A 12,001-nucleotide genomic window follows, 5' to 3' on the forward strand; every position below is an offset into this window, starting at 1 on the left:
AGCACCAGAACACCCAAGCGGGAATAGCTCAGTTGGTAGAGCACGACCTTGCCAAGGTCGGGGTCGCGAGTTCGAGTCTCGTTTCCCGCTCCAAATTCTTCTTCATCTCCATATTATCCACAGCGAAGTGCTTCGTTGGGGACGTTTTCTATTATGTCTGAAATACTCTTGTGAACAGAGTTATCCACAGAAACCGTGATAAAACCAGTCTGTACGAAATGTTAGCAGGGTGAATAATATCTTCGTAATTCCTTGTAATTTATGAAGAAAATTTGATTTCAAAATGTTATTTAGATCACTTGACCTGTTTGCCAGAGCTGATGGCGCCTGAATTCTTATTTTTATTCACAGCCTGTGAATATATCACACATCCCGCGGCAGCCCTTTTTCAATCACCCTGACCAGGCGCTGTTTCTTCGGTAACTGCACTTCAACCACGCCGGCATTTCGCTTCTCAATTTGCTGCGCAATCGCCCATTCTATGTGCTCATCAAGAAGTGGGTGCTCACCTCTGCGGCTTTCGAGCGCCTGAAGATTTGCCTCATCCCACGGGGCATTCCCCAGCGCAACGGCCACATTACGCAGCCAGCGCAGGTGGCCGATACGACGTATGGCGGAACCTTCCGTCACCTTCAGGAACCAGGCTTCGCTCCAGGCGAACAGTTCGATCAACTGCGGGGCATGTAACGCCTTGCGCGGACTGAAGTCTTCTTCGTCCGTCAACTGTGAATAACGGTTCCACGGACAAATCAGCTGACAGTCATCACAGCCGTAGATGCGGTTGCCGATAAGCGGACGAAATTCCTCTGGAATGGCGCCTTCCAGCTCGATAGTGAGATAAGAGATACAGCGGCGCGCATCAACGGTATACGGTTCGACAATAGCGCCCGTTGGGCAGATGGTCATACAGGCCACACAGCGACCACAGCCTTCTTCCACCGGACCGTCTACCGGCAGGGGTAAATCAATCAGCAGTTCACCCAGGAAAAAGAATGAGCCCGCGTCGCGGCTTAAGATAAGTGAGTGCTTACCTGTCCAGCCGAGCCCGGCTTTTTCGGCGATCGGGCGCTCAAGAATAGGCGCAGAATCGACAAAGGGTCTAAAATTCAGCGAAACACAGTGCTGCTGAATGGTTTCCCCGAGCTTTTTTAGACGGTTGCGCAGAAGTTTATGGTAGTCACGTCCCAGAGCGTATCGGCTGACGTAACCCAGCGAAGGATTTTTTAGCGTGCGCGCAAAGGCCGCGTTAGCAGGCAGATAGTTCATGCGTACGCTAATAACGCGCAGCGTACCCGGCAACAGCTCGTGGGGGCGGGCACGCATCATACCGTGACGCGCCATCCACTCCATCTCGCCGTGGTATTGTTTATCCAGCCATGCCTGGAGCTTAGGCTCGCTGGCAGAGAGGTCGGTGTCAGTAATACCGACCTTCTGGAAGCCCAGTTCAGCACCCCACTGTTTTATTTTTTGCGCTAATTCATTGAGATCGAGGGGCTGTGACATGACGGACCATACTGTGAAGAAAAACCCCGCAAGTATACCACATTCCATCTGGCATGCGGATGACCTCCGTCGGGCCGAGAAAGAGGCCGCAGATAGCCTGGGCATTACCCTTTACGAACTGATGCAGCGCGCGGGCGAGGCGGCGTTTAACGTGGCGCGTACGGCTTATCCGGAGGCTTCGCACTATCTGATCCTGTGCGGACACGGCAATAACGGTGGCGATGGTTATGTGGTGGCTCGTCTTGCGGTGGCGGCGGGGCTGCGCGTCACCCTGCTGGCGCTGGAGAGCGACAAGCCGTTACCGGAAGAAGCGGGCATGGCGAGAGAGGCTTGGCTGAATGCGGGGGGCATTATTCATGCGCCTGATATCGTCTGGCCCGAGGATGTCGACGTGATTGTTGACGGTCTGCTGGGGACGGGACTGATGCGCGCGCCTCGCGATGACGTCGCCGCGCTGATTACGCGCGCTAATGCGCACCCCGCCCCGGTGGTAGCGCTGGATATTCCCTCCGGCCTGATGGCACAAACCGGCGTGACGCCGGGCGTGTCGATTGAGGCGGCGCGCACCGTGACTTTTATCGCCCTGAAGCCGGGTTTGCTTACCGGTAAAGCGCGGGATGTCGTGGGCACGTTACACCACAACGCCCTGGGGCTGGAAAACTGGCTGGCCGGACAGGATACCCACATCACCCGCTTTGATGCCTCCCTGCTTGCACAGTGGCTGCCGCCGCGCCGTCCCACGTCCCATAAGGGCGACCATGGCCGACTGCTGATTATCGGCGGCGATCGCGGCACGGCAGGTGCGATTCGTATGACCGGAGAGGCCGCGTTGCGCAGCGGCGCCGGATTAATACGCGTGCTGACCCGCAGCGGAAACATCCCGCCCATTATTACCGCGCGGCCGGAGCTGATGGTCCACGAGCTTACCCCGCAGGCGATTGAAGAGGGTCTTGAGTGGGCGGACGTGGTGGTCATTGGTCCGGGCCTGGGTCAGCAGGAGTGGGGTAAACAGGCCCTGCAAAAGGCCGAGAATTTTCGTAAACCGATGCTCTGGGATGCCGACGCGCTTAACCTTCTGGCAATAAACCCGGATAAGCGTCACAATCGCATTCTAACGCCGCACCCCGGCGAAGCCGCACGGCTGCTTAACTGTAGCGTGGCAGAAATTGAAAGCGATCGCTTACTTTCAGCCCAACGTCTGGTAAAACGTTACGGAGGTGTTGCCGTTTTGAAAGGGGCGGGGACCGTTATCGCCAGCGATGGTGCGATGGGCATCGTTGATGCCGGTAATGCAGGCATGGCGAGCGGCGGCATGGGCGATGTGCTCTCTGGCATCATTGGCGCATTGCTCGGACAGAAACTTCCCCTTTATGATGCAGCCTGTGCGGGCTGCGTGGCCCACGGTGTGGCGGCTGACAGGCTGGCTGCTTGTTACGGAACGCGCGGTATGCTGGCCACCGATCTTTTTTGCACGCTGCGGCGTGTTGTTAACCCGGATGTGATTGACGTAGAAAATGACTAATCGAGCGATTCCTTTACCTGATGAACAAGCCACTTTAGATCTCGGCAAGCGCGTGGCGCAGGCCTGTCAGGGGGCGACCGTCATTTATCTGTATGGTGATTTAGGCGCGGGTAAAACAACCTTCAGCCGTGGCTTTTTGCAGGCGTTAGGCCATAACGGGAACGTAAAAAGCCCGACCTATACGCTGGTAGAACCGTACACGCTTGAAAATATCATGGTGTACCACTTTGATTTATATCGTCTTGCGGATCCTGAGGAGCTGGAATTTATGGGGATCCGCGATTATTTTGCCAACGACGCCATCTGCCTGGTGGAGTGGCCGCAACAAGGTGCGGGTGTGCTGCCTGACCCGGATGTCGAAATTCACTTAGATTACCAGGCACAAGGGCGTGAGGCGCGCATCAGTGCGGTTTCCTCATCAGGCTGTTCCTTACTGGCGCGTTTAGCCAGTTGAGCGTAGGGATAACGGGATGATTAATCGCGTTAAAGGTTGGGTGCTGGCTGCCACGGTCCTGCTGTGCGCGCAGGCCGGGGCGGCCAGCCTCTCGGATATTCAGGTGTCGAATGGCGATAGCCAGGCCCGTATTACGTTCAGCTTTATGGGCGATCCTGAATATGCTTTCTCACAAATCGACAGCCGCAGCGTGGCGCTCGATATTAAACAGACCGGGGTGATCCAGGGGCTGCCGCTCCAGTTCAGCGGCAACAATCTGGTGAAAAGCATCCGTTCGGGGACGCCGAAGGATGCGCAGTCTCTGCGTCTGGTGGTCGATCTCACCGAAAAGGGCAAGACGAAGGCGGTTAAGCAGCAAAACGGCGCCAATTATACGGTGGTCTTTACCATTAATGCTGATGTTCCGCCCCCGCCACCGCCTGCACCTGTTGTAGCAAAACGCGTGGAGGCGCCGGTTTATACCCCAAGGCCGTCTGAGCCAGCCCGTAATCCGTTTAAATCACAAAATGACCGACTTACCGCCGTGACCAGCAGCAACACGGTGACGCGTCCGGCGGTCAGCGCGCGGCGTACGCCGGTCAGTGGCGACAAAGTGATTATCGCCATCGACGCCGGACACGGCGGGCAAGATCCTGGCGCGATTGGCCCGGGCGGCACGCGGGAGAAAAACGTCACTATCGCCATTGCCCGTAAGCTGCGTGCGCTTCTGAATGACGATCCGATGTTTAAAGGGGTCATGACCCGCGACGGAGATTACTTTATTTCAGTGATGGGACGCTCGGATGTGGCGCGTAAGCAAAACGCCAACTTCCTGGTGTCGATTCACGCGGATGCTGCGCCGAACCGTAACGCCACCGGCGCGTCGGTATGGGTGCTGTCGAACCGTCGCGCCAACAGTGAAATGGCGAACTGGCTTGAAGAGCACGAGAAGCAGTCTGAACTGTTAGGCGGGGCAGGCGATGTGCTGGCAAACAGCCAGGCCGATCCGTATCTCAGCCAGGCGGTGCTGGATTTACAGTTCGGTCATTCTCAGCGCGTCGGGTATGATGTCGCCACTAACGTACTGAGTCAGCTGCAAAGCATTGGATCGCTGCATAAGCGTCGCCCTGAGCATGCAAGCCTCGGTGTCCTGCGTTCGCCGGATATTCCGTCGATTCTGGTAGAGACGGGCTTTATCAGTAACAACGGCGAAGAGCGCCTGTTGGGCAGCGACAGCTATCAGCAGCAAATTGCCGAAGCGATTTATAACGGTCTGCGTAAATACTTTGACGCGCATCCGCTTCAGTCTGCGCCGCAGGGCGGGGCCGCCCAGACGGCAAGCGCCGCGCTGCCGGGTGAGATGACCGCGACTAATTAAGGAGAGTTCATGCCGATTCAGGTTCTACCGCCGCAGCTCGCGAACCAAATCGCCGCCGGTGAGGTGGTGGAACGCCCTGCGTCGGTGGTGAAGGAACTGGTGGAAAACAGCCTCGATGCAGGGGCGACCCGCATTGATATTGATATCGAACGCGGGGGCGCAAAGCTTATCCGCATTCGTGATAACGGCTGTGGCATCAAAAAAAACGAGCTGGCGCTGGCGCTGGCGCGTCATGCCACCAGTAAAATTGCCTCACTTGACGATCTGGAAGCGATTATCAGCCTGGGTTTTCGCGGCGAAGCGCTGGCCAGTATCAGCTCCGTTTCCCGCTTAACGTTGACCTCCCGCACGGCCGACCAGCAGGAAGCCTGGCAGGCCTACGCCGAAGGGCGTGATATGGACGTCACGGTTAAACCTGCGGCGCACCCGGTAGGCACCACGCTTGAAGTGCTGGATCTCTTCTATAACACGCCCGCCCGGCGCAAGTTTATGCGAACCGAGAAGACCGAATTCGGACATATCGACGAGATCATCCGCCGCATCGCGCTGGCGCGCTTTGATGTCACCATCAACCTCAGCCATAACGGTAAGGTGATGCGCCAGTACCGCGCGGTGGCGGAGGGTGCACAAAAGGAGCGTCGGTTGGGCGCCATCTGCGGCACACCGTTTCTGGAAAAAGCGCTGTCCATTGAGTGGCAGCATGGCGATCTGGCCCTGTGCGGCTGGGTTGCCGATCCGAACGCCAGCAGCGCCGCGTTCGCAGAAATTCAGTATTGCTACGTCAACGGCCGCATGATGCGCGACCGCCTGATTAACCACGCTATTCGACAGGCCTGCGAAGATAAGCTCGGCGCCGATCAACAGCCCGCCTTTGTGCTTTATCTGGAGATCGACCCGCACCAGGTTGACGTTAACGTGCACCCCGCCAAGCACGAGGTGCGTTTCCACCAGTCGCGCCTGGTGCATGATTTCATCTACCAGGGCGTTGCCGCTGTATTGCAGCAGCAGGCAGAGCCAGAGTTGCCGCTGGCAAAAGAAGAGCCCGCGCCGCGCCCACTGCCGGAAAACCGCGTGGCGGCCGGGCGTAACCATTTTGCCGAACCGGCGGTCGCGCGCGAGCCTGCTGCTCCACGTTTATCCCCGGCGGGCAACGCGCCGCGACCAACCGGTGCCAACTATCCCAACGCTCAGCCGGGCTACCACAAACAGCAGGGGGCGCTGTACCGCAAACTGCTGGATACGCCGGCGGTGGAGCATAAAGAGCACATCACGGTTTCAACCCCCTCTCTGGATGGGCATAGCCAGAGTTTTGGTCGGGTATTGACCATTATTGCTCCCGACATGGCGTTGCTTGAACGCGAAGGTAAACTGCTGTTGCTGGCGCTTTCCGTGGCGGAGCGCTGGCTCAAACAGGCGCAGTTAACCCCGGGGGTGAATGCCGCCTGCGCGCAGCCGCTGTTGATCCCCGTTCGCCTGAAAATATCCTCTGAAGAAACAGGGGTTTTGCGGCGCGTGCAGACGCAACTGGCCGAAATGGGGATTGAAATCGTACTGGACGCGCAGCATGTGACAATTCGCGCAGTGCCTTTACCCTTACGCCAACAAAATTTACAAAACTTGATTCCTGAACTGATAGGCTACCTGGCGCAGCAAACGACGTTTGATGCCGCCGATACCGCGCAGTGGATCGCCCGCCATCTGGCCAGCGAGCATGCACCGTGGAGTATGGCGCAGGCGATTACCGTTCTGGCGGAGGTGGAGCGCCTCTGTCCACAGCTGGTGAAAGCGCCTCCAGGTGGTTTGTTACAACCTGTTGATTTACAAACGGCGATGACCGCCCTGAAACATGACTGATGTAAGTAAGGCGAGCCTGCCAAAGGCGATTTTTTTAATGGGGCCAACGGCCTCCGGTAAAACGGCGTTAGCCATTGAGTTACGTAAAGTTTTGCCAGTAGAGTTGATTAGCGTTGATTCAGCCCTCATCTACCGAGGGATGGACATTGGCACGGCGAAGCCCAACGCAGACGAACTGCGTGCGGCACCGCACCGTTTACTGGATATTCTCGACCCGGCACAGGCTTACTCCGCGGCAGATTTTCGCCGCGACGCCTTAGCCGAGATGGCCGAGATTACCGCCGCGGGACGCATACCGCTGTTAGTTGGCGGCACGATGCTCTACTTTAAGGCGCTGCTGGAGGGGTTATCGCCTCTGCCATCGGCCGATCCGGAAGTGAGAGTGAAGATTGAGCGGCAGGCGGCAGAGCAGGGGTGGGACGCTTTGCACAGGCAACTGGAAGAGATTGACCCGGTTGCCGCAGCGCGGATCCACCCAAACGATCCGCAAAGGCTTTCCCGGGCACTGGAAGTTTTTTTCATTTCGGGTAAAACTTTAACGGAACTGACGCAAACGTCAGGAGACGCTCTGCCGTATCAGGTGCATCAGTTCGCCATCGCCCCGGCGAGCCGTGAACTGCTCCATCAACGAATTGAGCAGCGTTTTCATCAGATGTTGGCTTCAGATTTTGAAGCAGAAGTGCGGGCGCTTTTTGCCCGTGGAGATTTGCATACGGACATGCCTTCCATTCGTTGTGTGGGATACCGCCAGATGTGGTCGTATCTTGAAGGTGAGATTTCATACGATGAAATGGTTTATCGAGGTGTTTGCGCCACGAGACAGTTAGCGAAGCGCCAGATCACCTGGTTACGCGGTTGGGAGGGTGTTCACTGGTTAGACAGTGAAAAACCACAACAGGCGTTAAACGAAGTGATTGAGGTTATTGGTGATATCGCTGACTGAATGTGTACAATTAAGCCGTATCGTGCGCAATTTTTCAGAATCGCAAGGTTCTAAGTACAAAACAAGCATATAAGGAAAAGATAGAATGGCTAAGGGGCAATCTTTACAAGATCCGTTCCTGAACGCATTGCGTCGGGAGCGTGTTCCAGTTTCTATTTATTTGGTGAATGGTATTAAGCTGCAAGGTCAGATTGAGTCTTTCGATCAGTTCGTGATCCTGTTGAAAAACACGGTCAGCCAGATGGTCTATAAGCACGCGATTTCTACTGTTGTTCCGTCCCGTCCGGTATCTCATCACAGCAATAACGCTGGCGGCGGCACTGGCAGTAACTACCATCACGGCAGCAACGCGCAGGGTTCTTCAACACCAGCGCAGGACAGCGAAGAAACCGAATAAGGTTTTGGGCTGTTATCCACACGGGGAGCCAGGGATCCTGCGTTCCCCGCTGATCTTTTTAGAGAGGTTTACGCTTGTTTGACCGTTATGACGCCGGTGAGCAGGCGGTGCTGGTACACATCTATTTTTCGCAAGACAAAGATATGGAAGACCTCCAGGAGTTTGAATCTCTGGTCTCTTCCGCCGGTGTCGAAGCAATGCAGGTGATTACCGGTAGCCGTAAAGCGCCGCACCCGAAGTACTTTGTTGGTGAAGGTAAAGCAGTTGAAATTGCGGATGCCGTAAAAGCAACCGGCGCATCCGTTGTGCTGTTTGATCATGCGCTGTCTCCGGCTCAGGAACGTAACCTGGAAGCTCTCTGCGAATGCCGTGTAATCGATCGCACGGGGTTGATCTTAGATATTTTTGCTCAGCGTGCGCGTACCCACGAGGGTAAGTTGCAGGTTGAGCTGGCGCAGTTGCGCCATCTGGCGACGCGTCTGGTGCGTGGCTGGACACACCTTGAAAGACAAAAAGGCGGGATTGGTTTGCGCGGCCCGGGTGAAACCCAGCTCGAAACCGACCGCCGTTTGCTGCGTGGGCGTATAACCCAGATCCTTTCACGTCTGGAACGTGTAGAGAAACAGCGCGAACAGGGGCGTCGGGCGCGAACGAAAGCCGATATCCCAACGGTGTCGCTGGTGGGTTATACCAACGCCGGTAAATCCACCCTGTTTAACCAGATAACCGAGGCCCAGGTGTATGCCGCAGACCAGCTGTTTGCGACCCTGGACCCAACCCTGCGCCGTATTGACGTCGCAGACGTGGGTGAAACGGTGCTGGCGGATACCGTAGGGTTTATCCGCCATCTGCCGCACGATCTGGTCGCGGCGTTTAAAGCGACGTTGCAGGAGACGCGTCAGGCGACCCTGCTGCTGCACGTCATTGATGCGGCGGACGTACGCGTGCAGGAGAACATCGACGCGGTGAACGTGGTGCTCGAAGAGATCGACGCCCACGAAATTCCCACCCTGTTGGTGATGAACAAGATCGATATGCTGGACGATTTCGAACCGCGTATTGACCGAGACGAAGAGAACAAACCGATTCGGGTCTGGCTGTCTGCTCAGGCCGGGATTGGTGTGCCACTGCTTTTCCAGGCTTTGACAGAACGTCTTTCCGGTGAGGTAGCTCAGCACACGCTGCGACTGCCGCCACAGGAAGGCAGGCTGCGCAGCCGGTTTTATCAGCTTCAGGCGATAGAAAAAGAGTGGATGGAGGATGACGGCAGCGTGGGGATGCAGGTGCGTATGCCGATCGTTGACTGGCGTCGCCTCTGTAAACAAGAACCTGCGCTGGCGGACTATATCGTCTGATCAGAAAGGGGAAGCCTGAAAAATTCGCCCTTGCATAACAAATATGGAGCATATACATGGCGTGGAATCAGCCCGGTAATAACGGACAAGACCGCGACCCGTGGGGAAGCAGCAATAATCAAGGCGGCAACTCTGGGGGAAATGGCAACAAAGGTGGTCGCGAGCAGGGGCCGCCGGATCTGGATGATATCTTCCGCAAACTGAGCAAAAAGCTTGGTGGCCTTGGCGGAGGAAAAGGTTCTGGCTCGGGTGGCAATTCCACTCAGAGTCCGCGCCCGCCAATGGGTGGCCGCGTGGTGGGCATTGTCGCCGCTGCGGTGGTAATCATCTGGGCAGCCAGCGGGTTCTACACCATTAAAGAAGCAGAACGCGGCGTGGTCACCCGTTTCGGTAAGTTCAGCCATCTGGTTGAGCCGGGCCTGAACTGGAAGCCGACCTTCATCGATGATGTGACCGCGGTCAACGTAGAGTCCGTCCGTGAACTGGCGGCCTCTGGCGTGATGCTGACCTCTGACGAGAACGTGGTGCGCGTTGAGATGAACGTGCAGTACCGCGTGACCGATCCTGAACGTTATCTGTTTAGCGTGACCAGCGCCGATGACAGCCTGCGTCAGGCGACCGACAGCGCCCTGCGTGGCGTGATCGGTAAATACACCATGGACCGTATCCTGACCGAAGGTCGTACCGTTATTCGTAGCGATACCCAGCGTGAGCTGGAAGAGACCATCCGTCCGTACAACATGGGTATCACCCTGCTGGACGTCAACTTCCAGGCTGCACGTCCGCCGGAAGAGGTGAAAGCGGCGTTTGACGATGCGATTGCCGCGCGTGAAAACGAACAGCAGTACATCCGTGAAGCGGAAGCGTACACCAACGAAGTTCAGCCGCGTGCAAACGGTCAGGCGCAGCGTATTCTGGAAGAAGCGCGTGCGTATAAGACCCAGACCATCCTGGAAGCACAGGGTGAAGTGGCTCGCTTCGCGAAGATCCTGCCGGAATATAAAGCCGCGCCGGAAATTACCCGTGAGCGTCTCTATATCGAGACCATGGAAAAAGTGCTGAGCCATACGCGTAAAGTGCTGGTTAACGACAACAAAGGCGGAAACCTGATGGTCCTGCCGCTGGATCAGATGCTGAAAGGCGGTTCTGCACCGGCAGCAAAAGACAACAGCGGTGCGAACAACCTGCTGCGTCTGCCACCGGCCTCGTCTGGCAGCGCCAGCGCGAACACAACGCCTTCTTCGAACGATGGTGACATTATGGACCAACGCCGTGCTAACGCGCAGCGTAACGACTACCAGCGTCAGGGGGAATAAGGATGCGTAAGTCAGTTATTGCGATCATCATCATCGTACTGGTCGTGCTCTACACCTCCATCTTTGTGGTGAAAGAGGGCGAACGTGGGATCAAGTTCCAGTTCAGCAGCGTCGTGCGTGACGGCGACAAGCGTCCGGTGATTTATGAGCCGGGTCTGCACTTCAAGATCCCGTTCATTCAGTCAGTGAAAACGCTCGATGCGCGTATCCAGACCATGGATAACCAGGCCGATCGTTTCGTGACCAAAGAGAAGAAAGACCTGATCGTTGATTCCTATATCAAATGGCGCATCAGCGATTTCAGCCGCTACTTCCTGGCAACCGGGGGTGGCGACGTTTCTCAGGCAGAAGTGCTGCTGAAACGTAAGTTCTCTGACCGTCTGCGTTCTGAAATTGGTCGTCTGGATGTGAAAGACATCGTGACCGACTCCCGTGGCCGTCTGACGCTGGAAGTGCGTGATGCGCTGAACTCCGGCTCTGCGGGCACCGAGGATGAAGTTGAAACCCCGGCGGCAGACGATGCGATTGCCAAAGCGGCTGAACGTGTTCAGGCTGAAACCAACGGTAAAGTGCCGGTGATCAACCCGAACAGCATGGCGGCGCTGGGCATCGAAGTGGTTGATGTGCGCATCAAGCAGATCAACCTGCCAGCGGAAGTGTCCGAGGCGATCTACAACCGTATGCGCGCCGAGCGTGAAGCGGTAGCCCGTCGTCACCGTTCACAGGGTCAGGAAGAAGCGGAAAAACTGCGCGCCGCAGCGGACTATGAAGTCACCAAGACGCTGGCGGAATCTGAGCGCCAGGGTCGTATCCTGCGCGGTGAAGGTGATGCCGAAGCGGCGAAACTGTTTGCTGATGCATTCAGCCAGGATCCAGACTTCTACGCCTTCATCCGTAGTCTTCGCGCTTACGAGAATAGCTTCAAGAGCAACCAGGATGTGATGGTGCTCAGCCCGGACAGCGATTTCTTCCGTTATATGAAGACGCCGACCAACGCAACGCGATAAACTCAGGCTCGTTTGAGTATTCAAACCACCGCTCTTCACGGAGCGGTGGTTTTCTTTTATAAGGATGAAAAATGAACTCCACGATCTGGCTCGCACTGGCCCTGGTTTTGGTGCTGGAAGGCCTCGGCCCGATGCTCTATCCGCGCGCATGGCGCCGGATGATCGCGACAATGAGCCAACTCCCGGACAATATTTTGCGTCGTTTTGGCGGTGGTCTTGTGGTTGCCGGTATCGTTATCTACTACATGTTGAGGAAAACGATTGGCTGATCAAAAACTAACCGCAATTGGCAT

General features: G+C 56.4%; 11 protein-coding genes and 1 tRNA gene. 11 read left to right on the forward strand and 1 reads right to left on the reverse strand.

Annotated elements, in window-relative coordinates; genetic code table 11:
- Positions 1-17: 17 nt before the first annotated feature.
- Positions 18-93 (forward strand) — tRNA-Gly (locus tag L463_RS16345).
- Between the two features lie 270 nt (positions 94-363).
- Here L463_RS16345 and queG read toward each other — a convergent pair.
- Positions 364-1,503, reverse strand: coding sequence for a tRNA epoxyqueuosine(34) reductase QueG (queG, locus tag L463_RS16340; RefSeq protein ID WP_015572463.1), 1,140 nt, complete (start codon positions 1,501-1,503; stop codon positions 364-366).
- On the opposite strand from queG, the gene nnr reads away from it, so the two are divergent.
- The 10 genes from nnr (at position 1,502) to L463_RS16290 (ending at position 11,977) form a co-directional block, all read left to right on the forward strand.
- Entirely contained in the window at positions 1,502-3,025 is a 1,524-nt protein-coding gene (nnr, locus tag L463_RS16335) for a bifunctional ADP-dependent NAD(P)H-hydrate dehydratase/NAD(P)H-hydrate epimerase (protein ID WP_032104773.1), read from the forward strand. The genes queG and nnr overlap by 2 nt on opposite strands.
- Positions 3,018-3,479 carry a tRNA (adenosine(37)-N6)-threonylcarbamoyltransferase complex ATPase subunit type 1 TsaE gene (gene tsaE, locus L463_RS16330; RefSeq protein ID WP_032104772.1) on the forward strand — a complete coding sequence of 154 codons (462 nt, stop codon included), beginning with the start codon at positions 3,018-3,020 and terminating at the stop codon, positions 3,477-3,479. The genes nnr and tsaE overlap by 8 nt, the downstream gene beginning before the upstream one ends.
- Before the next feature lie 16 nt (positions 3,480-3,495).
- Positions 3,496-4,836 carry an N-acetylmuramoyl-L-alanine amidase AmiB gene (gene amiB, locus L463_RS16325; protein ID WP_023295800.1) on the forward strand — a complete coding sequence of 447 codons (1,341 nt, stop codon included), beginning with the start codon at positions 3,496-3,498 and terminating at the stop codon, positions 4,834-4,836.
- A 9-nt stretch (positions 4,837-4,845) separates the two neighbouring features.
- The gene (mutL, locus tag L463_RS16320) at positions 4,846-6,690 is read left to right on the forward strand and encodes a DNA mismatch repair endonuclease MutL (RefSeq protein WP_032104771.1); all 1,845 of its coding nucleotides are present in this window, start codon (positions 4,846-4,848) and stop codon (positions 6,688-6,690) included.
- A complete protein-coding gene (miaA, locus tag L463_RS16315; RefSeq protein WP_032104770.1) occupies positions 6,683-7,633 on the forward strand; it encodes a tRNA (adenosine(37)-N6)-dimethylallyltransferase MiaA in 951 nt (316 codons plus the stop codon). The genes mutL and miaA overlap by 8 nt, the downstream gene beginning before the upstream one ends.
- 85 nt (positions 7,634-7,718) lie before the next feature.
- A complete protein-coding gene (gene hfq, locus L463_RS16310) occupies positions 7,719-8,030 on the forward strand; it encodes an RNA chaperone Hfq (RefSeq protein ID WP_003855990.1) in 312 nt (103 codons plus the stop codon).
- Positions 8,031-8,104: 74 nt separating this feature from the next.
- Positions 8,105-9,385 carry a ribosome rescue GTPase HflX gene (gene hflX / locus L463_RS16305; protein WP_003855991.1) on the forward strand — a complete coding sequence of 427 codons (1,281 nt, stop codon included), beginning with the start codon at positions 8,105-8,107 and terminating at the stop codon, positions 9,383-9,385.
- A 56-nt stretch (positions 9,386-9,441) separates the two neighbouring features.
- Positions 9,442-10,701: an FtsH protease activity modulator HflK gene (gene hflK, locus L463_RS16300; protein WP_003855992.1), complete on the forward strand. Its 1,260-nt coding sequence runs from the start codon at positions 9,442-9,444 to the stop codon at positions 10,699-10,701.
- Between the two features lie 2 nt (positions 10,702-10,703).
- Positions 10,704-11,708, forward strand: a complete 1,005-nt coding sequence (gene hflC / locus L463_RS16295) for a protease modulator HflC (RefSeq protein WP_003855994.1) — start codon at positions 10,704-10,706, stop codon at positions 11,706-11,708.
- 71 nt (positions 11,709-11,779) lie between these two features.
- Positions 11,780-11,977 carry a DUF2065 domain-containing protein gene (locus L463_RS16290; protein ID WP_003855996.1) on the forward strand — a complete coding sequence of 66 codons (198 nt, stop codon included), beginning with the start codon at positions 11,780-11,782 and terminating at the stop codon, positions 11,975-11,977.
- Positions 11,978-12,001 lie beyond the last annotated feature (24 nt).

Origin of the sequence: Enterobacter sp. BIDMC 27 (genome assembly GCF_000534415.1) — a bacterium.
In the GTDB taxonomy this organism is placed as follows: Bacteria; Pseudomonadota; Gammaproteobacteria; order Enterobacterales; family Enterobacteriaceae; genus Enterobacter; species Enterobacter hormaechei_C.

What these genes read in the sequence shown, in the direction of transcription:
- nnr (WP_032104773.1), top strand. Translation starts at nt 1,502, where the DNA reads ATGACGGACCATACTGTGAAGAAAAACCCCGCAAGTATACCACATTCC.
- queG (WP_015572463.1), bottom strand. Translation starts at nt 1,503, where the DNA reads ATGTCACAGCCCCTCGATCTCAATGAATTAGCGCAAAAAATAAAACAG.
- tsaE (WP_032104772.1), top strand. Translation starts at nt 3,018, where the DNA reads ATGACTAATCGAGCGATTCCTTTACCTGATGAACAAGCCACTTTAGAT.
- amiB (WP_023295800.1), top strand. Translation starts at nt 3,496, where the DNA reads ATGATTAATCGCGTTAAAGGTTGGGTGCTGGCTGCCACGGTCCTGCTG.
- mutL (WP_032104771.1), top strand. Translation starts at nt 4,846, where the DNA reads ATGCCGATTCAGGTTCTACCGCCGCAGCTCGCGAACCAAATCGCCGCC.
- miaA (WP_032104770.1), top strand. Translation starts at nt 6,683, where the DNA reads ATGACTGATGTAAGTAAGGCGAGCCTGCCAAAGGCGATTTTTTTAATG.
- hfq (WP_003855990.1), top strand. Translation starts at nt 7,719, where the DNA reads ATGGCTAAGGGGCAATCTTTACAAGATCCGTTCCTGAACGCATTGCGT.
- hflK (WP_003855992.1), top strand. Translation starts at nt 9,442, where the DNA reads ATGGCGTGGAATCAGCCCGGTAATAACGGACAAGACCGCGACCCGTGG.
- hflC (WP_003855994.1), top strand. Translation starts at nt 10,704, where the DNA reads ATGCGTAAGTCAGTTATTGCGATCATCATCATCGTACTGGTCGTGCTC.
- L463_RS16290 (WP_003855996.1), top strand. Translation starts at nt 11,780, where the DNA reads ATGAACTCCACGATCTGGCTCGCACTGGCCCTGGTTTTGGTGCTGGAA.